Annotated in this window: 16 protein-coding genes; 12 read left to right on the plus strand and 4 right to left on the minus strand. The window is 64.7% G+C overall.

The window, feature by feature from the left end:
* The first annotated feature begins 56 nt into the window (after window positions 1–56).
* Both PAN31108_RS14220 and PAN31108_RS14225 read left to right on the plus strand, forming a co-directional pair.
* Entirely contained in the window at window positions 57–1,238 is a 1,182-nt protein-coding gene (locus tag PAN31108_RS14220; RefSeq protein ID WP_150669474.1) for a sensor histidine kinase, read from the plus strand.
* 26 nt (window positions 1,239–1,264) lie between these two features.
* Window positions 1,265–2,176 carry a LytR/AlgR family response regulator transcription factor gene (locus tag PAN31108_RS14225; protein WP_150669475.1) on the plus strand — a complete coding sequence of 304 codons (912 nt, stop codon included), beginning with the start codon at window positions 1,265–1,267 and terminating at the stop codon, window positions 2,174–2,176.
* On the opposite strand, the gene PAN31108_RS14230 is transcribed toward PAN31108_RS14225, so the two are convergent.
* On the minus strand, window positions 2,139–3,023 hold the full coding sequence (locus PAN31108_RS14230; RefSeq protein WP_150669476.1) for an AraC family transcriptional regulator: 885 nt from the start codon (window positions 3,021–3,023) through the stop codon (window positions 2,139–2,141). The two genes, PAN31108_RS14225 and PAN31108_RS14230, sit on opposite strands and share 38 nt — an antisense overlap.
* Before the next feature lie 73 nt (window positions 3,024–3,096).
* On the opposite strand from PAN31108_RS14230, the gene PAN31108_RS14235 reads away from it, so the two are divergent.
* The 3 genes from PAN31108_RS14235 to aceA all read left to right on the plus strand — a co-directional run bounded on the left by PAN31108_RS14235 (window position 3,097) and on the right by aceA (window position 6,456).
* Window positions 3,097–3,603 carry a gamma-glutamylcyclotransferase family protein gene (locus PAN31108_RS14235; RefSeq protein ID WP_150669477.1) on the plus strand — a complete coding sequence of 169 codons (507 nt, stop codon included), beginning with the start codon at window positions 3,097–3,099 and terminating at the stop codon, window positions 3,601–3,603.
* A 209-nt stretch (window positions 3,604–3,812) separates the two neighbouring features.
* Window positions 3,813–4,724 carry a DMT family transporter gene (locus tag PAN31108_RS14240; protein ID WP_150669478.1) on the plus strand — a complete coding sequence of 304 codons (912 nt, stop codon included), beginning with the start codon at window positions 3,813–3,815 and terminating at the stop codon, window positions 4,722–4,724.
* A gap of 409 nt (window positions 4,725–5,133) precedes the next feature.
* Complete coding sequence (gene aceA, locus PAN31108_RS14245) at window positions 5,134–6,456, plus strand: isocitrate lyase (protein ID WP_150669479.1); 1,323 nt, start codon at window positions 5,134–5,136, stop codon at window positions 6,454–6,456.
* A 250-nt stretch (window positions 6,457–6,706) separates the two neighbouring features.
* Here the strand turns inward: aceA and PAN31108_RS14250 are convergent, their stop codons facing one another.
* Window positions 6,707–7,141 carry a universal stress protein gene (locus PAN31108_RS14250; protein WP_174994991.1) on the minus strand — a complete coding sequence of 145 codons (435 nt, stop codon included), beginning with the start codon at window positions 7,139–7,141 and terminating at the stop codon, window positions 6,707–6,709.
* Window positions 7,142–7,421: 280 nt separating this feature from the next.
* The gene (locus PAN31108_RS14255) at window positions 7,422–8,378 is read right to left on the minus strand and encodes a LysR family transcriptional regulator (RefSeq protein WP_150669481.1); all 957 of its coding nucleotides are present in this window, start codon (window positions 8,376–8,378) and stop codon (window positions 7,422–7,424) included.
* 229 nt (window positions 8,379–8,607) lie between these two features.
* Here PAN31108_RS14255 and aceB point away from each other — a divergent pair, with 229 nt between their 5' ends.
* The 3 genes from aceB to PAN31108_RS14270 all read left to right on the plus strand — a co-directional run bounded on the left by aceB (window position 8,608) and on the right by PAN31108_RS14270 (window position 13,295).
* On the plus strand, window positions 8,608–10,203 hold the full coding sequence (gene aceB / locus PAN31108_RS14260) for a malate synthase A (protein ID WP_150669482.1): 1,596 nt from the start codon (window positions 8,608–8,610) through the stop codon (window positions 10,201–10,203).
* Between the two features lie 504 nt (window positions 10,204–10,707).
* On the plus strand, window positions 10,708–11,643 hold the full coding sequence (gene pip, locus PAN31108_RS14265) for a prolyl aminopeptidase (protein WP_150669550.1): 936 nt from the start codon (window positions 10,708–10,710) through the stop codon (window positions 11,641–11,643).
* Between the two features lie 188 nt (window positions 11,644–11,831).
* On the plus strand, window positions 11,832–13,295 hold the full coding sequence (locus PAN31108_RS14270) for a hypothetical protein (protein WP_150669483.1): 1,464 nt from the start codon (window positions 11,832–11,834) through the stop codon (window positions 13,293–13,295).
* Between the two features lie 131 nt (window positions 13,296–13,426).
* Here the strand turns inward: PAN31108_RS14270 and PAN31108_RS14275 are convergent, their stop codons facing one another.
* Window positions 13,427–15,253: a DEAD/DEAH box helicase gene (locus PAN31108_RS14275; protein ID WP_150669484.1), complete on the minus strand. Its 1,827-nt coding sequence runs from the start codon at window positions 15,251–15,253 to the stop codon at window positions 13,427–13,429.
* A gap of 458 nt (window positions 15,254–15,711) precedes the next feature.
* On the opposite strand from PAN31108_RS14275, the gene tsaB reads away from it, so the two are divergent.
* From tsaB to PAN31108_RS14295, 4 genes are read left to right on the plus strand one after another with little or no spacing between them, the layout of a single operon-like run.
* Window positions 15,712–16,473 (plus strand): tRNA (adenosine(37)-N6)-threonylcarbamoyltransferase complex dimerization subunit type 1 TsaB, encoded by a 762-nt coding sequence (tsaB, locus tag PAN31108_RS14280; RefSeq protein WP_150669485.1) that lies wholly within the window; start codon window positions 15,712–15,714, stop codon window positions 16,471–16,473.
* On the plus strand, window positions 16,473–16,952 hold the full coding sequence (rimI, locus tag PAN31108_RS14285) for a ribosomal protein S18-alanine N-acetyltransferase (protein ID WP_150669486.1): 480 nt from the start codon (window positions 16,473–16,475) through the stop codon (window positions 16,950–16,952). Before tsaB ends, rimI begins: the two co-directional genes overlap by 1 nt.
* A 37-nt stretch (window positions 16,953–16,989) precedes the next feature.
* Window positions 16,990–18,045: a uracil-DNA glycosylase gene (locus PAN31108_RS14290; protein WP_370819656.1), complete on the plus strand. Its 1,056-nt coding sequence runs from the start codon at window positions 16,990–16,992 to the stop codon at window positions 18,043–18,045.
* Entirely contained in the window at window positions 18,045–19,133 is a 1,089-nt protein-coding gene (locus tag PAN31108_RS14295) for a DUF1853 family protein (RefSeq protein ID WP_150669488.1), read from the plus strand. Before PAN31108_RS14290 ends, PAN31108_RS14295 begins: the two co-directional genes overlap by 1 nt.
* The last annotated feature ends 3 nt before the right edge of the window (window positions 19,134–19,136 follow it).

Genomic DNA, 19,136 nt, shown 5'->3' on the forward strand with positions numbered 1-19,136 from the left:
CTTGCCTGAACGCAACCGAGCCGAACGGGGACAAGCCGCGCAGAGGGCGTAACACCATGACGTCGACCATGAAATCACCGCTATCCCCTCAGACCGTGCATGCGGGCGCCCGCAAGGCGCCGCACGGCCTATGGTATCGGGGGCTTCGGGAACTGGCCGGTATCCTGCTGTTCAACACGGCGGTGGCGGGCGTGCTCTGGGTGATCGGCTTCGGCGGCACGTTCACGCAGAACCTCGTCTTCAGCCAGTGCATCGGTATCGCCATCGCCTTGATCATCGATGGTGGCCGCCGGGTGATCTGGCGAGACGCCAGACCGTCGATGCCATGGTTTCTGCTGCTCGTCGTTTTCGGCTGCGGCGCCGGGCTCGCGCTCGGGATTGCCACGGGCACGGCGTTGCTGGGATTGCCGATGTCGATGTGGCGACCCGTGAACGGTCACGCGTTGCCCTTCGTGCTGTTGATCGCGCTGATCGCCACGGCCATTGGGAGCTATCACGGCTGGTCCCGGGCGCGCATTGCGCAGTTGCGGGAGGCGGCGTTGCAGCAGGCACTGCATCAGGCGGCCGTGGACCGGCAACTGGTGTCTGCGCAACTCCAGACGCTCCAGGCGCAACTGGAGCCGCACTTTCTCTTCAACGTACTCGCCAATCTCGACTCGCTCATCGCGAGCGACCCGTCGCGGGCCCGCGCGTTGCTCGGTCATCTCAATCGCTTTTTGCGGGCTTCGCTCACGGCGACCCGTGCCGATGTGACGACGCTCGCCGACGAATTCGCGTTGCTCGACATGCTGCTGGCGATTCAGGGGGTACGTTTCGGCGAGCGTTTGCGTTACGCATTCGATTTGCCGGACGAGTGTCGCGCGGTGACGTTGCCGCCGATGCTGGTGCAGCCGCTGGTCGAAAATGCCGTCAAGCATGGTGTCGAACCGTCGGCCACGGGCGCGACGGTGAGCGTAAGCGCCCGGCTGGAGCGAGCGGCATCCGGCGTGACGCATGTCGTATTGCGCGTCGCGGACGACGGCGTCGGCTTTGCCGCGGGCGATGCAACGCAGTCAGGTCGTTGGCGCGACCCGCATGCGACGCGCGCGGCCGGTCTGGGACTGGCAAATATTCGGGAGCGCTTGCGGGTGCTCTATGGCGACGAGGCGCGTCTCACGCTCAGCGAAGGCGTGCCGCGAGGTGTCGTCGCAACATTGCGCATGCCGGTGGCAGTGTCCGGCAGCGCAAGTGGCACATAGGTTTCTAGTCGCAGAGAGTGGAGTGCATGACATCCCCCGTTGCCCTGATTGCCGAAGACGAACCGTTGCTCGCCGATGCGCTGCGCGCCATGCTGGCGCAAGCGTGGCCCGAGTTACACGTGCTGCCCGACGCGCCCGACGGCACGTCGGCGATTGCCGCCATCGCGCAATCGCACCCGGATGTCGTGTTTCTCGACATCTCGATGCCGGGCGCGACCGGTATCGATGTCGCCCGCGCCTGTGCACGGCTGACCCGGCCGCCGCAGATCGTGTTCGTGACGGCTTTCGACCGCTTCGCCATCGACGCTTTCGATGTCGCCGCCGTCGACTATCTGCTCAAGCCGGTCGAGCCGGAGCGTCTGGCGCGTACGGTGGCGCGCGTGCGTGACCGGCTGGCCGCGCCGACGGGTGACACGCTCGCGCAGTTGCTCACGACGTTGCGCACGCATCTCGAGGCCGTGCCGCGTGAGACGAGTGCGAGGAAGCCGATGCAGCCAACACAGCCGGCAAATGCGCACGATGGCACGAACGGAACGTACGACGTGAACGAGAGGAACGGGCCGGGCGGGGCGCGCGCGACACGGCCATCGTCCGTGTCGCAGGCACCACGGGAGTATCTGCAATTCGTGCGTGCGTCGGTGCGCGACGAGATCCGGATCGTGCCCGTCGAGGAGATCTGCTTTTTCGAAGCGGCGGACAAGTACGTCGTGGTCGCAACCGCCGACGGCGATCTGCTGATCCGCACGAGTCTGCGTGAGCTATTGCCGCAGCTCGATCCGTCGCGCTTCTGGCAGGTGCATCGCAGCACCGTGGTCAACGTGGGCGAGGTCGTGAGTGCGCAGCACACGCCGCTCGGCCGTCTGACGCTCAAGCTCAAACGCCGCAAGGACCGCGTGGCGGTCAGTCGCCAATACGCTCACCTGTTCCGACAGATGTGATGTCCGGCGGCGTGGCGAAGAAGTCGGTCGGGGTGCGTCCGAAGGTGCGTTTGAACATCGCGGAAAACGCGCTCTGACTCCGGTAGCCGAGTTCGCGCGCGATGCGGGCGAGCGGGTAGCCTTTGGACGCGAGCGGGATCGCCTGCGCGAGCACGGCCTGCTGGCGCCACTGCACGAAACTCATATTCAGTTCCTGCCGGAACAGGCGGCCGATGGTCCGCGGGCTGGCGCCGGCGTATCGCGCCCACTGGTCGAGCGTCCATGCGCGCGCCGGGTTGTCGAGCATGGCGTTGCACAGCGTCAGTAACCGCTTGTCGCGCGGCAGCGGGACTTCCAGCGGGAGCGGCGAGGCGCGGCGCAATTCGTCCAGAATGAGACCGCCGAGCAGTTGTTCGCGCGGCGCGTCGAGGTCCGACGCCGGCACGTCGATGGCGGCGATCAGTTCACGCAGCAAGGGCGAGACTTCCACGACACGACAGTGATCGAGGCCGGACGGAATGACGTCCGGATGGACGTAAAGGGTGCGCAGATAGGACGGTTCGTTGACCCGCAGGCTGTGCTCGGTGTCGGGCGGAATCCAGATCGCGCGCGAGGGCGGCACGATCCATGCCGCGTCTGCGACGGCGATCTGAATGACGCCTCGCGGCGTATAAGCGACCTGCGCCCACGCATGGCGATGACTCGGTACGCAGATACCGTCGCGCAACGGCCGCGCGCGCAGGCGTACCGGACGCGCTCGCGTCGGCATGAAGGTGTCGGGAACGACGTAGGCGTCGAACTCGCTCTGAACGTGGGCGGGCGGCTCGGCCGCCTTCGGACCGGACGGCTCGGGCGCAGGATTCGGCATGGCGTGGTCGCGACAATAGGATTTTTGTAAGTGTAAACTCGTTGTCTGTCACTTTCGATTCGGAATCCCCGACATGACGACCGCTGTGCACGACGCCTTTCCCCCCTCCCGCGCTACCGATACGCATGACGCGCATGACTCGCATGACGCTGCCGTTCATGTCTTTGTCTACGGCACGCTGCGCGCGGGCGAGATCAACGACATGATGCGCGCGGCGGCGCGACACGGTATTGCAGCGCCGGCCTATGTGGGCACGTCCATGCTCGGCGGCCGGCTCTACGACTTCGGTCAGTACCCGGGCATGGTGCTCGATGCCCGCCAGGCGGGGCAGGCCGAAGGTGTCACGGGCGACATTTACCGTATTTCGCCGGCGTTGATTCCGGTGCTCGACGAGATCGAGGCCGTCTATCCGGGAGAAGCGGGGTTGTTCGTTCGCGAGGTGCGCGACGTGATGTGCGATGGTGCGGCCTACGCGTGCATCGTCTATCCCGTGAGCGAATCGGCCGTGAGCCAGCTACCGCAGATTTCCGGCGGCGACTGGGTGGCGTATCGCCGTGCGCGGGACGCGAGCGTGGCGTGAGCGGGCGCTGGCCGCTGGGCGCTTGTGAAGGTTCGACGACGGCGATCGGCGGGCGGCCACACCTGACCAGCCGACGAAACGCAGCGCGTAACGCGACGCGCCAGCCAATGGCGCCATGTCCGATTATGACCAGCGTCGTCGCGGCCGATGTGGGACGATTCGTGCATCCCGATTCTTTCCGGACGGTGACTCGCGCCGTCTGTCTCATCATGCGTTCATCCGATATCGCCCGTTTGCTCGCGCTCTCCGCCATCTGGGGCGCGAGCTTTCTCTTCATGCGCATCATCGTGCCCGCGCTCGGGCCGTTGCCCACGGCGTTTTTCCGCGTGCTGCTGGGCGCCGTCGGTCTGGCCGTGATCCTGCTCGCACTGCGCGTTCGCTGGGAATTCAAAGGATTACTGGGGGCGTCGATGCTGCTCGGCGTCATCAACTCCGGCATTCCGTTCGTGATGTACTGCCTTGCCGCGCGTGTCCTGCCGGCCGGATACTCCGCGATCCTCAATGCCACCACGCCGATGATGGGCGTCGTCATCGGCACGCTGTTCTTCCGTGAGCGTCTGACCAGTGCGAAGAGCTGGGGTGTGGTGCTCGGCCTCACCGGCGTGGCCGTACTCACGCGCACCGGACCGGTCACCATGTCGGGGCCGGTTGTGATGGGCGCGCTGGCGTGTCTGGTCGCCACGTCCTGCTACGGCCTGGCGGGGTATCTCACGAAGCGCTGGATTACCGAGCGCGGTGGCCTCGATGCCAAGCTCGTCGCGTTCGGCAGTCAGTTGGGCGCGACTATCGTCCTGCTGCCGTTCTTCGGCTACGTGTCGGCGACGTCCGGTATTCCCGGGCCTGTGACCGGCGGCGTGTGGGCGGCCATGGCGGCCCTCGGCTTTCTGTGCAGCGCCGTTGCCTACGTGTTGTTCTTCCGCCTGATCGCCGATCTGGGGCCGTTGCGCTCGCTGACCGTTACTTTCCTGATCCCGCCTTTCGGCGTGCTGTGGGGCGCATTGTTCCTGAACGAAGCCGTCACGATGGCGCACTTCTTCGGCGGATGTTTCATCGCGTTGGCAGTCTGGCTCGTGTGCAAGCCGCCCAAGGCCGTCCCGTCCGCCCCTCGGGCCGCGTCTTAGGGGGGGGCGTCGCCCCCCGGCGCTTCCGAAAGCCTCAGGCGGACGATGCCGTCAGGGGTGAACCCGTTTCCCCCAAGGCCGATGACCCGCGTCATCGGCTTTTTTCATGATGTGGAATGTCTTTGCGGTGCGTAAAAATTTGCGCTGCTTGGCACAACACATCGATTTCAGAAAGGAAAATAGTGTTTCGCATTAAGAAATTATTTTGTTATCTATTTGATTTTAATAAATAAAAAAGTTGTGTTTGAGCGGCGATTCGTTCTGTTGCGTTGCGTGAGAAATCCCTAAACTCTTATACAAGACCTGCCGATCTGGACACGCCGAAAGCGGTCAACCGCAGTGCCGGCGATCACAAGGCAGCAAAAAGTTACCCCTTTTTATCTGTATCGAGAAACCAGGAGAGATCATCATGACGACGCGCCAAGAGCAAGTGAAGCAACTCGAACAAGACTGGGCGACGAACCCGCGCTGGAAGGGTATCAAGCGTGGTTATTCGGCCGAGGACGTGGTGCGTCTGCGCGGTTCGATCCAGCCGGAACAAACGCTGGCTCGCCGCGGCGCGGAGCGTCTGTGGCACATGATCAACGACGAACCGTTCGTGAACGCCCTCGGCGCACTGACCGGGAACCAGGCCATGCAGCAGGTCAAGGCCGGCCTCAAGGCCATCTACCTGTCGGGCTGGCAAGTCGCAGGCGACGCCAACCTCGCTGGCGAAATGTACCCTGACCAGTCGCTCTACCCGGCGAACTCGGTGCCGCAGGTCGTGCGCCGCATCAACAACACGTTCACGCGCGCGGACCAGATCCAGTGGTCGGAAGGCAAGAATCCGGGCGACGAAGGGTACATCGACTACTTCGCACCGATCGTGGCCGATGCGGAAGCCGGCTTCGGCGGCGTGCTCAACGCGTTCGAACTGATGAAGGCGATGATTGAAGCCGGGGCCGGTGGCGTGCACTTCGAAGATCAGCTCGCTTCGGTCAAGAAGTGCGGCCACATGGGCGGCAAGGTGCTCGTGCCGACGCGTGAAGCGGTGGCGAAGCTGGTGGCGGCGCGTCTTGCCGCCGACGTGCTGGGTGTGCCGACGGTGCTGATCGCCCGTACCGATGCCGAAGCGGCCGACCTGATCACCGCCGACGTCGATCCGATCGACCAGCCGTTCTGCACCGGCGAGCGCACGGTCGAAGGTTTCTACCGCACGCGCAACGGGTTGGATCAGGCGATCGCTCGCGGTCTCGCTTATGCGCCTTACGCCGATCTGGTGTGGTGCGAAACGGGCAAGCCCGATCTCGAATTCGCCAAGCAATTCGCGGAGGGCATTCACAAGCACTTCCCGGGCAAGATGCTTTCGTACAATTGCTCGCCGTCGTTCAACTGGAAGAAAAACCTCGACGACGCCACGATCGCCAAGTTCCAGAAGGAACTCGGCGCGATGGGCTACAAGTTCCAGTTCATCACGCTGGCCGGCTTCCACAGCCTGAACTACTCGATGTTCAACCTGGCACACGGCTACGCCCGTCGTCAGATGAGCGCCTTCGTGGAGTTGCAGGAAGCCGAATTCGCCGCTGCCGACAAGGGCTTCACGGCAGTCAAGCACCAGCGCGAGGTAGGTACGGGCTACTTCGATGCCGTCACGCAAACGATCGAGCGCGACGCATCGACGACGGCCCTCAAGGGTTCGACGGAGGACGAACAGTTCTTCGACGAAAAGAAGGCGCAGGTCAAGGCAGCCTGACCGGGCTGAGGGAGGGCGCGACGCGCCCGCCGGTCGCGATGCGCGTGGGGGCGCATCGGTATCGGCGCGGCGATGTCGCGTGGTGACTGCGCGTCCGGCCTATCCGGCCGGGGACACTCTGACGGCGTTCCCGTCGCGGTTAGGGTGGCAATGCACGCCTGACGAGAAGAGGCTCGTGAGCTTATCCGGCTCACGGGCCTTTTTTCATGGCGCGGGCGTGTCACGAGCGACATACCCGCGCCGCACCGCATCAACGGTAGACGAGTACCGGAATCTTGGAGTGCACGAGCACGCGTTGCGTCTCGCTGCCGAGCAGCAGACTCGTGAGTCCGCGCCTGCCGTGCGATGCCATCAGAATGACGTCGCAACCGTGGCGTTGCGCCGCGTCGATGATGCCCAGATAAGGCGCAGGGAATGTCGAACTGTCGCGCGCGAACGGCACGCCCGCAGCGGCGGCGGCTTTCGCCAGTTCATCCAGATGTGCGCATGCCTCTTCGGCGATCCGTTCACTGAAAGTGGCCGGCGCTTCGAGCACGTATTCGCTGAAAGGGGAGTAAGGGTACTCGGCAAGACAACAATAGCCGGTGACTTTGGCGTTGAGCGCTCGCGCCAGTTCGAGTCCGCCGGTGACGGCCTTTTCGGATAGCTCCGAGCCGTCGGTCGGAATGAGGATATGGGTAAACAACATATGACCTCCCGCAGTTGGCGTTGCTGAACACGCGTTCACAGGCTCGCGCAGGTATTACGGTCTTGCCCCTGTCCGCCACCGAGCCATTGCCGACGCCACCTGCGCATCGATTGCGGACCCTTCGTTTCGATTCTATGGCTTTGGCGCGCCGCAGCAACGGGGGCAAACCCGGTGCTCATGCGCGATGTCGATTATTGAGACGCGAACGACATGTCAAACGTTCCGCATAGGGGGGCGCCGGATCGACGCGCTTCGTGGTCCGGCGGGTCGCCCGTTCTCATGCGCTGCGCTGGTGCATTTCACTCGCTGTCGGTTTGCTGAGCGGCCGCTCGTCTTGCCAGTAGGCCGAACTACTGTAGTGATGCTTGAGGTGGTCGATGAACAGGCGCACGCGCAACGGCAAATGGCGGCGCTGCGGGAAGACGGCGTGAATGCCGATGGGCGGCGCTGCGAATTCGTCGAGCACCGTCTCGAGCCGGCCGGCCCGGATATCTTCGCCGACCTCCCACCATGATCGCCATGCAAGACCGTAGCCGTCCAGACACCAATCGTGCAGCACGGCGCCGTCGGTGCATTCCATCGTCCCGTTCACGCGGATGGTGACGACTTTGCCGTCCTGCGCGAACGTCCAGCCGCGCTGCTGGTTGGCGGTGGCGCCGAACGCGAGGCAGTTGTGATGCGACAGGGCGTCCAGCGACTCGGGGCGGCCGTGCAACGCGAGATAGGCGGGAGACGCCACGCACACGCGCCGGTTGTCGCCCAGGCGCAGCGAGACGAGGCTGGAATCGGGCAACTCGCCGAGGCGGATGGCGCAATCGAAGCCCTCGTTCACCAGATCCACCAGCCGGTCGGAGAGATCGAGCGTGACCGTGACGTCCGGATGCGCCCCGATGAAGAGCGGCAGCAGGGGCGCGACATGGCGTCGGCCGAACCCCGCAGGGGCCGACAGGCGCAAATGACCGCTCGCCTTGACACCGCCCGCCGACACGGCGGCTTCGGCGTTGTGCATCTCGTTGAGAATGCGTTGGCAGTCCTCCAGGAACGCGGCGCCCTCGAACGTGAGCGTGACGCGCCGTGTCGTGCGAACGAGCAATTTCACGCCCAGACGGTATTCGAGGGCGTCGATCCGCCGACCGATGACGGCCGGGGCCACGCCCTCGAGCGTCGCGGCGGCGGAGAGGCTTCCCCTGGCCGCCACGGCGACGAACGTTTCGATTTGTTTGAAGCGGTCCATGGCGTGGATTATGTACTAAAAAGTCATAGATAAAGTGATTTTCATGCGTCTTTATGATGATTGGCTTCAATAATAAAATCGACGATCGATGCTGACGGACGCTACGGTTCGCGGCGTTGACGGAGGTGCGTGCCCGACTGCCCGACGAGGCGGAAGGCCCGGCGCAAAGCCCCTGATGTCCCCCTTGCGGCGTGCCTCCTTACATAAATTGCGCTGTTGGAGATCCCCGATGCCTTTGAGCCTGCCCCCCGGCATGCAACTGCATGTCGACGCAACCGATATCCGTTCCGAATACGAAGCGATCCTGACCCCCGAGGCACTGGCGTTCGTCGCCAGACTGCATCGCGCGTTCGAATCGCAACGTCAGACGCTGCTCGCCGCCCGCGAGGCGCGTGTTGCCCGGCTCGACGCCGGTGAAGTGCCCGATTTCCTGCCTGAGACGCGGGCGATTCGCGAGGGCGACTGGCGAATCGCACCGCTGCCGGCGGCGCTGCAATGCCGCCGCGTGGAAATCACGGGACCGGTCGAGCGCAAGATGATCATCAACGCGCTGAACTCCGGTGCGGACAGCTACATGACCGACTTCGAGGACTCGAACACTCCGAGCTGGCATAACCAGTTGCAAGGCCAGATCAACGTGCACGACGCCGTACGCGGCACCATCGCCCTCGAACAGAACGGTAAACAGTACCAACTGAACGACAAGGTCGCCACGCTGATCGTTCGCCCGCGCGGCTGGCACCTCGACGAGAAGCACGTGAGCGTGGACGGCGTGCGTGTGTCGGGCAGCCTGTTCGACTTCGGTCTGCACTTCTTCCATAACGCCAGGGCGTCGCTGGCGCGCGGTTTCGGCCCCTATTACTATCTGCCGAAGCTGGAGAGCCATCTCGAGGCGCGTCTGTGGAACGACGTGTTCGTGCTCGCGCAGAACGAACTGGGCGTAGCGCAGGGCACGATCAAGGCGACAGTGCTCGTCGAGACCATCCTTGCCGCCTTTGAGATGGACGAGATCCTGTACGAGCTGCGCGAGCATAGCGCCGGCCTGAACGCTGGTCGTTGGGATTACATCTTCTCGTGCATCAAGAAGTTCAAGGTCGATGCCGATTTCTGTCTGGCCGACCGCAGCCGCATCAACATGACCGTACCGTTCATGCGCGCATATGCGTTGCTGTTGCTCAAGACGTGCCATCGTCGCAATGCACCCGCCATCGGCGGCATGAGCGCGTTGATTCCGATCAAGGGCGATCCGGAAGCGAACGAGAAGGCGATGGCCGGCATTCGTGGCGACAAGGCGCGTGACGCGACCGACGGTTACGACGGCGGCTGGGTCGCGCACCCCGGCCTCGTGCCGGTCGCGATGGAGGAGTTCGTGAAGGTGCTGGGCGAGCGCCCGAACCAGATCGACAAGCAGCGCGACGACGTGCGCGTCGAAGGCGGCGACCTGCTGGCGTTCAAGCCCGAGGCGCCGATCACCGAAGCCGGGCTGCGTAACAACATCAACGTCGGCATTCACTATCTGGGGGCATGGCTCGCAGGCAATGGATGCGTGCCGATTCACAACCTGATGGAAGACGCCGCCACCGCCGAGATTTCGCGCTCGCAGGTATGGCAATGGATTCGCTCGCCGAAGGGCAAGCTCGAAGACGGTCGCAAGGTGACAGCCGAGTTGGTGCGCGCGCTGATTCCTCAGGAGTTGGCCAACATCAAGGCACTCGTGGGGCAGATGGCGCCGACGTACGATCGCGCTGCAGCGATTTTCGAGCAGATGAGCACGAGCGAATACTTCGTCGACTTCCTCACGCTGCCGCTGTACGAGGAGGTCTGATGCCGGCGTGTCGTTAGCCGTCGTGCGGCGAGCGGCAAATCCGGCGTCTGGCGCACGCGCGGCACGTGCGGCATGTACTGCATATACGACGTGAAGCGGGAATCGCAACACAACGCGACGCATGGGACGATGGCGACATCGTCCCATTTTGTTTTCGGGCCGCTTTGTCTTGTTTGAGGCACCGCGCTACACTGAACTTTGACGTATTGGTCCTCGTCCTACTCATCCGCGCCCGAATCAACGACGCGTCGCCGTGACGTCATATCGCCGTTTAGACGTCTCGACGGTGTGCCGCCGGTCGGCGTGCTGCGTGCGAGCGTTGTGTCGCACTGCGTTCATGCTTCGATCATTGTTCACGTGAGGATGCCGATGTCACCCGATATTCCCGAGGTTCCCAAGACGGTCTCCGAGGCGATGCCAACGCAAGCCATACCGCAGGCAACACAGCGCCCGCCTCGCGGACCTGGCAAGGTCGTCGAAACCCTCCCGACATCGCTGCGCGGCTTGTACCCGGCCATCGAGCCGTTCGAGAGCGGCATGTTAGACGTCGGCGGCGGACACCGCATCTATTGGGAGCGTTGCGGCAATCCTAACGGCAAGCCGGCGGTATTTCTGCACGGCGGGCCCGGTGGTGGATGCTCGCCGGAACACCGGCGTCTGTTCGATCCCGCGAAGTACTGCGTTACGCTTTTCGACCAGCGCGGCTGCGGACGTTCGCTGCCGCACGCTAGTCTCGACGACAACACGACGTGGGATCTGGTCGACGACATCGAAGCGTTACGCCGCAAGTTCGGGTACGAGCGCTGGCTCGTCTTCGGTGGCTCGTGGGGGAGCACGCTCGCGCTGGCCTATGCGCAGGCGCATGTCGATCGCGTCAGCGAACTGGTGGTGCGCGGTATTTTCACCGTACGGCGCGAAGAGTTGTATTGGTACTACCAGAAGGGGGCTTCGTGGCTGTTCCCGGATCGCTGGGAGAAGTTTCTCGCGCCGATCCCGCTCGAAGAGCGGGGCGACCTGATGCGTGCGTATCGGAAGCGGCTCACCCATCCCGACGAGGCCGTGCGCGTCGAGGCGGCGCGTGCATGGAGCATGTGGGAGGGCGGCACGATCACGCTCCTGCCGGACGACCCGCTCGCCGAAGCGTTCGGCGACCCGCACTATGCAATCGCATTCGCACGCATCGAAAACCATTATTTCGTGCACGACGGTTTCCTCAAGCCGAACCAACTGATCGGCGGCGCGCACGTGTTGCGCGACGTGCCCGGCGTGATCGTGCAAGGCCGCTACGACATGGCGACGCCTGCCAAAACGGCGTGGGATCTTCACAAAGCGTGGCCCGAGGCGGATTTCTACTGGGCACCCGATGCCGGCCACGCCTTCAGCGAGCCGACCATTCTGCATTGGCTGATCGAGGCGACCGACCGGTTCGCGGCGAACTAGCGACGCGATACATCGGACGCAATCGTCGGTTTTTGCAATCGGCCGCGTAAGCGGGGTGAGAGGGTGGAGCCGTTCCCTTTTCCAGGACGACCACCGCCATGCTGTCGCCTATCCCACCCTCGAGCGTCCCTTCCAGATCCGCCGAACCGCCCTCGGCCTTTTTGCATCCCCGCGATCAATGTCGCGCATTGATCGAATCGCTGGAACGCACTATCGCGTCACCCGGCGGGGCGGGTGCAGCGGACTTCGAAGCGTTTTTGGCGGCTGTCGCGGACATCGCGGACATCGCGGACGTGCCGGGTGCGGCGCCCTATTGGGTGCAGCATCGGGATGCACACGATTTACGTGCGTTGCGGCACGCGCTCGCGTACTGCCAACTGACGTCATATCCCGAAGCCAGGCGCTACCTCGTCGATACGATCCGTCACTATCCCGTAGCAACCGGGGAGTGCAGTCTTCGGGTGCTGCAAAGTCTTACGCCCGAATTGCGCGCTGAGATGCTGTTTCTGTCGGCCTCGCCGTGGTGCCCGCTGGACGACGCCGTGAAGATCTTCAACGACGGTCTGATCACGCTGAAAATCCCCCGAACGTCGTGGCGCGTGCCGATTCTGCCCGTGTGCGTGAATCAGGCGCGTGGCGGCATCACGGCGAACGAGATGTTCCAGTTGCTGAGCACCCGATCGACGCACGGTATGACGATCGGTCAGGCGATCTCCCGAGGTCGGTACGGTCTGTTGCGCGAGGACGGGCAGGCGCTGGCGGACTGGCATCTCAAGCTCGGCCATGCGTATGCCGCAGCGCAACTGAGCCCGCTCGCGGCCATGGAGTATGTGACTGCGTGCGAAGCGGCGCTCAGCGTCGATTCGCTGCTATCGGCGGTGCGTGGTATCGACGGGGCCTTGAGTGCGATCAACGATTGCACCTCGGTCGGGGTTGTGCGCGAACAGGGCGCGCGCCTTCTCGGAATGCTCGACCTGCGGGGCCTTCGATTGATCTCCGCCGAGGCGGCGCTGCTTCTGGCAAACAAGCTGGCGTCGCTGGCGTGCCCGGCATTGGGTGAGGCGTTGCGCGCGAATGCCCGTCGCGGTTTCGAGCCTTTGGGATTGCCGACGCGTACGGGCTTGAGCGTCGACGAGTTGGCGCCGGCGATTCGTCGCACGATTGCACGGCATCGTGGGGCGTTGGCCGCCGGTGGACTGCATTTTTCAACGTATCGGATCAGATTCGATGGCCTGAGAGATCCGTACGCCGGGGTCGATTTTCGCGAAGGGGCAGCGCAGGCGTGGGTGCTGCTGGCCAGCCGTCACCCGGCGTCGGGGGATGCAGGGGTCTTCGACATCGTGACGTCGGCGACAGGGGCTCGTGCGGCGCAAACCGCCTTGCATCCCCAGACGATGAGGTCGCTGGTGAATGGCGATCTTTTTCAGGGAATTCTGGTGCTCGATCTGCTTCAGGCCGCTGGCGGCGACGTGCCCGCGCTGAATTGGCGAGCGATACTGAAGCCCGCCTTGCCGGCGCCCACGATGTTCGCGCCGCTTGCGCTACCCGCTGCCGGGCCGTCGACCTCGGGAGAGATGCCATGCGTCGCTGCCGGCATGGCGACTCGGCCGGCCTTCGAATTGCGCCGACGCATTCGTCACATGCGTCACTGAGTCCGTTCACCCCGATGTCGAGCGGCACGCCAAATGCAAACACCCCGGCACGGACGATGACGGTCCATGCCGGGGTGTTCGTTGTCTGCGTGCAAAACCGGCTTTCACCGGTTTTGCCGTCATATGTTGGCTTAGTCGCCGCGACGCTTGTTGAAGCCGCCGCCGTTGCTGCGATTCCCGTAGCCACGATCCTGGCGTTGGCCATCGAAGCTGCGGTTGCCGCGGTCCTGACGGTAGCCGCCCCCTTCGAACGAGCGGGTGCCACGGTCCTGACGGTTGCCGTCGAACGGGCGCGGGGAACGACGCTCGAAGCGGTCCGTCGACGCGCCGTTCGAGAAGCCATTACCCCCATTACCCGCATTACCGCCTTCGCTTTGCGGGTAGCTGCCCTGGAAGCCGCTGCTCTCGCGACGCTCGAACGGTGCGCCGGCCGGCTTGTTGCCGCCGAAGCGCTGGCCGCCCTGATAGCCGCCATTGCCGCCACCGTAACCGCCGCCGCTACCGCCGTGACGCGGGCCATTATTGCTCCAGCGACCGCCGTTGCCCTGACCATGACGCGGACCGCCACGACCCTGCCCCGGACGCTTGCCGCCGGCGCCAGCCTTCGGCGGCGAGCGACGCGGCTCGAAGCCGGCCACGACATTCACCGGCAACGGTTGACGCGTGTAGCGCTCGATACGGCGCACGGCGCCGATTTCGGCATGAGCGGCGAGGCTCACGGCCACGCCACGACGACCGGCACGACCCGTACGGCCGATACGGTGGACGTAGTCTTCTGCGAACTTCGGCAGGTCGTAGTTGAACACGTGCGTGATGCCCGGCACGTCGATGCCGCGTGCGGCGACATCGGTTGCCACCAGCACACGCACGCGACGCTCGCGCAGGGCGCGCAGCGTACGGTTACGCACGCCTTGCGGCATGTCGCCGTGCAGCGCGGCGCTGTCGAAGCCGGCTTGTTCGAGCTGATCGGCGAGCAGGTCGGCGTCGCGCTTGGTCGACGTGAACACGATGGCCTGGTCGAGCGAGTCGTTGCCGAGCAGGTGCGTGAGCAGGCGGTCCTTGTGGGCGCGATCGTCCACATAGTGCAGCGTTTGCTCGATGTTCGCGTTGGTACGTTGCTCGCTGCCGCGCGTGATCTCGATGGTTTCCGGATCACGCAGCAAGCGGCGGGTGATTTCGCCCATGCGGCCGTCGATCGTTGCCGAGAACAGCAGCGTCTGGCGCGATTCCGGCGTGGCGTCGACGATGGCCTGGATATCGTCGATGAAGCCCATGTCGAGCATGCGGTCGGCCTCGTCGAGCACGAGCATCATCAGTTGCGACAGATCGATCTTGCCGCTGGAGATGTGATCGAGCAGACGGCCCGGCGTCGCCACGATGATTTCGGGTTGCTTGGCCAGCATTTCGAGCTGACGCGGGTAGGGCATGCCGCCCAGAATGCTGACCGTGCGCAGACGGCGCAACTGCTTGCCGTACGTATCGGCAGCGGTCGAGACCTGCTGGGCCAGTTCACGCGTGGGCGTGAGCACCAGCAGCAGCGGCTGCGCGGCGACGCGACGCACGCGCTGGCCCTTGCGGGGCTTTTCGCCCGGCGCTGCCGGCTGGTTGCGCGGGTGCGCGGCCGGGGCACGGTTGTTCAGTTCGCCCTTGGCTTGCATTTCTGCGAAGCGGTGGATGGCCGGCAGCATGAACGCGGCCGTCTTGCCCGAGCCCGTGGGGCTCGACACCAGCAGATCCCGACCGGCGAGCGCGGCGGGAATCGCGCGCTGTTGCACGGGCGTCGGATGGGTATAACCGGCGGTGGTCAGTGCCGAAAGAATCGCTTCGTTCAGGCCGAGTTCGGCGAACGTGGGCTTGCCGTCGTCGTCGCTGACGACGTCAATCGCGGGCTTTTCGTTTTCTTCGGACGAAGGAAAATACGTCTGCGCAATGGCAGACAGCTTGGAATGCTGTTCCATGAATCCTCTTGCGGATTGTAAGGTTATGTCGGGGCGTTGGCGCCAATCGGCAAACCCAATTCGTCGCAAGCAGGAAGCAAATCGCGGATGGGGCAGAAAGCGGATCGAAATCCGTATCGTAAGCCAGGGGACGGCGGCGGGTCGTTCCTAGGAACGCCAGTACCGGCAAGCACTACAGCGGCTTATCACAGGATTGGGGCAAAACGCGGTTTTTCGTCGCCAGGCGGGGTGTCACATGGGTCCCTGCGAGGCGAAGCGCGCATTATATACGTATTTTTCAAATAATGCACGTTCGGATTTGCACGGAGTGGTGGAGCCCTGTCGGGCGGCCGTTCCGGTCGTCGATATGACGAGGGTGGCCGGGCGCTTGCGGCCGGCATGCGCTCGTGAGGCGGCGGATGTCCGGCAAGGCGCGATCTCGCTGGATCGCGCGGCGTGCGCCCGATTACAATAGCGCCATGTCTTCGATTACGCTTCTCGCCCTCGATACCTCGACCGAGTTCTGTTCGGTCGCCGTGTATCGTCACGATGCCGCCACTGGCGCGCCGGCCCTCGTCGTCGAGCGTCACCTCGATACCGGTCCTGTCTCCAGTACCCATATTCTTCCCGCTGCCCGGGACGTGCTGCGCGAAGCCGGCGTGACGCTGGCCGAATGCAATGCCATCGCCTTCGGTGCGGGTCCCGGCTCGTTCACCGGTTTGCGCACGGCGTGCGGTGTGGCGCAGGGGCTGGCGTTCGGTGCCGGATTGCCCGTGGTGCCCGTCGGTACATTGCTCGCCTGCGCGCAAGCGGCCCGTGCGGCGCGCGAGGGCACGCAACGTGTGCTCGTTGCACTCGATGCGCGCATGAACGAGGCGTACTGGGCCGATTATCTCTGGGACGACGCGTGCGGCGACTGGCGCGAAGTTCATGCGCCGTCGCTCGACGCCGCCGAATGGGTGCGCGCGCCGGATGCCGATTTCGTCGTTGCCGGCAATGCCGTCACGGCGTTTGGCGAACGGTTGCACGCGAGCCTTCAGGCGCAGGCGGTGCTGGCCGACGCCATGCCGCGCGCGCGGTACGTCGCCGAACTGGCTGCGCGGGCATTCGCTCGGGGGGAGGCGATTCCCGCCGATCAGGCGATGCCCGTCTACATCCGCAACAAGGTGGCGCAGACGACCGCCGAGCGTGAAGCGGTCAAGCTGGCGCAAGCGCAGGTGAGCGACAAGGGGGCGTCCTGATGCGTCAGGCCGGACCGAACCATTATTCGCCGATGACGTTGGCCGATCTCGATGAAGTCATCGCGATCGAAGTGCGGGCCTATCCGTTTCCGTGGACGCGCCAGAATTTTGCCGATTCGCTCGAGGCCGGGCATCACGGCGTCTGCCTGCGTGCCGTCGACGGCACGATGCTGGGGTATTTCCTGCTGATGCCGGTCGTCGACGAGTCGCATTTGCTCAACGTGTGTGTGTCGCCCGAGATGCAGGGGAACGGCCTGGGCGTGCAGTTGCTGCAAGAGGTGGTGCGCGTGTCGCGCGTGCTGGGCATGGGGGGCGTGCTGTTGGAAGTGCGTCCGTCGAACATGCGCGCATTGCGTATTTATGAGCGCTTCGGTTTCGAGCAGATCGGCCGGCGCAAGGGATATTATCCGGCCAGCGGGCGTCGCGAAGACGCTATCGTGATGCGCCTGTCGTGGGAGACCGATCGTGCCGTGGCCTAAAGCGATTCTGGAAGAGTTCGGGCTGTGGCCGGTGTGGATGTCCAACGACGCCGTGGCGAATGCTGCGACTGCCACTGCGGCCTCGTCAATTGCGGATGAAGGGGATGTGGCTACGCTCACTGCGCCGTCCACGCCAGGCGTCGGCATGGCCGAGCAGGGGGACGAACTGCCGCCGTGGGATGTGGCGCCGTCCGGGCTGTCCACGTCGCCCTCGTCACCTAAGCCGCCGTTGAGCGCGGCACGTCCCGCGACGCGTCCGTCGTCTCCCGGCGACTCGCCTGCCGCCGCCCCTGCGCGACGTGAGGCTCCGCCAGCGCCGGTGGCGCGCGAATCGAACCGCCGCACCGCCGACCTGCCGCCCGACGACGTGCCGATGTGGCTCGACAGCGACGGGTACGGCGATGGCGACGCTGCCGCCGATGCCGCACTGTGGTCGATCGTGCGTGAGGGCGGGGATGCGGGCGATGACGCGCCGTCGCAGCCCAAGCTGCCGGGCGTCGAAACGCTGGATTGGGAGGCGTTGGCGGAGCGCGTGTCGAACTGCCGCCTTTGCGGCCTGTGCGAGAAGCGCACGCAGACGGTCTTCGGCGTTGGCGATCGCGAAGCCGACTGGCTGCTCGTGGGCGAAGCGCCGGGGCAGCAGGAAGATTTGCAGGGCGAGCCGTTCGTCGGTCAGGCGGGCAAGTTGCTCGACAACATGCTGCGGGCTTCGACGCTACGGCGCGGCGAGAACGTGTATATCGCGAACGTGCTGAAGTGTCGTCCACCGAACAATCGCGATCCCGAACCCGATGAAGTGGCGAGTTGCGAGCCTTATCTGAAGCGTCAGGTCGCATTGCTCAAGCCGCGCGTGATCGTGGTGATGGGGCGCTTCGCCGCCCAAAGCATTTTGCGCACGCAGGCGAGCATCGCCAGCTTGCGCGGACGTGTGCATGAGTACGAAGGGGTGCCGGTGATCGTCACATACCATCCGGCCTATCTGTTGCGCAGTTTGCCCGACAAGGCCAAGGCCTGGACGGATTGGTGCCTCGCGCGGGCTACCTACGAGGCGGTGTGCGAAACGACTCAGGACGACAAACCTACGGCGAATTGATGCAAACGCTGCGCGAGGCGCCGGTGCGCGACCTCGCGTGGCTGTTGTTGTCTGCCGATTTGCTCAGCGCGGCCCGGTTTCCGGCGGCCCTGGCCCATTTCGATCGGGTCGATGCGGCACTTCACGAGTGGCTGCTTGCGTGCGATGCCGATCCCGGGCCGTTGCACGAAATGCTCGCGCGAGGTGAAAGCCATCGTCTCGGACGTTACGCCGAGCAACTGTTGCATTTTGCGCTGCTGCACAGTCCGGCGTTCGATCTGTTGGCGGCGGGGTTGCAGGTGCGCGACGCCCGGCGAGGCAACATGACGCTGGGCGAGTGCGACTTCCTGCTCGCGCGGCGCGACGATCGTCGTTTGCTGCACTGGGAACTGGCCGTCAAGCTGTATCTGTTCGTGCCGCCGGAGGCGGCGTCCGGGGCGCTCGTGGCGCTCGACGAGCGCGCCGTCGAGTTCCGCTGGCTCGGACCGAATCTTGCCGACAGCCTCGCCGATAAGGTGGCCAGACTGTTGGGCCATCAATTGCGGTTGACCACGCTCGATGCTGCACGCAGTGCGTTACCTGCGCCCGGGCCGTGGTTGCCGCAGGTCTATCTGAAGGGCTGGTTGTTCCATCCGCTCGGGCAGGGCGCCCGTTTGCCGCAGGTGGCGTCGGAGACGCACGGAAAGGGTTGGTGGGCGACGCTCGAAGCATGGTGGGCGCATGCGCAGGCGACGAAACACGAACAGGCGTGGGCGATGCTGCCACGGGCGCGCTGGCTGGCGCCGGCGCGCGTCGATAACGCGGTCGCCTTGTCGTTGGACGCCATGCGGGCGCGAATCGAGGCACACTGGCATGAACGCGGTGTAGCCGAGCCGTTGTTGATCGTTTCGCTGCGACGTCGTGCCGACAGTTTGGCGGGGGCGATAAATGCCCGCGACGCTTATTCTGCGGGCGCAAGCGACTGGTTCGAACACGAGCGCGGCTTCATCGTGCCGGACTTCTGGGCGCCGCGTGCGCGCCATCGCATCGAGGAGTTGAGCGAGCGTGCGCAAGCCGCAGCGCGCAAGGCGATTGCCCAGTCCGCCGATGACGGTGCGCCCTCGATCTGAGGG

The organism is Pandoraea anhela (assembly GCF_902459655.1).
GTDB classification, from domain to species: Bacteria; Pseudomonadota; Gammaproteobacteria; order Burkholderiales; family Burkholderiaceae; genus Pandoraea; species Pandoraea anhela.

Bases quoted from the DNA above. Each gene is read 5' to 3' on its own strand.
- PAN31108_RS14220 (WP_150669474.1), top strand. From the start codon at position 57: ATGACGTCGACCATGAAATCACCGCTATCCCCTCAGACCGTGCATGCG.
- PAN31108_RS14225 (WP_150669475.1), top strand. From the start codon at position 1,265: ATGACATCCCCCGTTGCCCTGATTGCCGAAGACGAACCGTTGCTCGCC.
- PAN31108_RS14230 (WP_150669476.1), bottom strand. From the start codon at position 3,023: ATGCCGAATCCTGCGCCCGAGCCGTCCGGTCCGAAGGCGGCCGAGCCG.
- PAN31108_RS14235 (WP_150669477.1), top strand. From the start codon at position 3,097: ATGACGACCGCTGTGCACGACGCCTTTCCCCCCTCCCGCGCTACCGAT.
- PAN31108_RS14240 (WP_150669478.1), top strand. From the start codon at position 3,813: ATGCGTTCATCCGATATCGCCCGTTTGCTCGCGCTCTCCGCCATCTGG.
- aceA (WP_150669479.1), top strand. From the start codon at position 5,134: ATGACGACGCGCCAAGAGCAAGTGAAGCAACTCGAACAAGACTGGGCG.
- PAN31108_RS14255 (WP_150669481.1), bottom strand. From the start codon at position 8,378: ATGGACCGCTTCAAACAAATCGAAACGTTCGTCGCCGTGGCGGCCAGG.
- aceB (WP_150669482.1), top strand. From the start codon at position 8,608: ATGCCTTTGAGCCTGCCCCCCGGCATGCAACTGCATGTCGACGCAACC.
- PAN31108_RS14275 (WP_150669484.1), bottom strand. From the start codon at position 15,253: ATGGAACAGCATTCCAAGCTGTCTGCCATTGCGCAGACGTATTTTCCT.
- tsaB (WP_150669485.1), top strand. From the start codon at position 15,712: ATGTCTTCGATTACGCTTCTCGCCCTCGATACCTCGACCGAGTTCTGT.
- rimI (WP_150669486.1), top strand. From the start codon at position 16,473: ATGCGTCAGGCCGGACCGAACCATTATTCGCCGATGACGTTGGCCGAT.
- PAN31108_RS14290 (WP_370819656.1), top strand. From the start codon at position 16,990: ATGTCCAACGACGCCGTGGCGAATGCTGCGACTGCCACTGCGGCCTCG.
- PAN31108_RS14295 (WP_150669488.1), top strand. From the start codon at position 18,045: ATGCAAACGCTGCGCGAGGCGCCGGTGCGCGACCTCGCGTGGCTGTTG.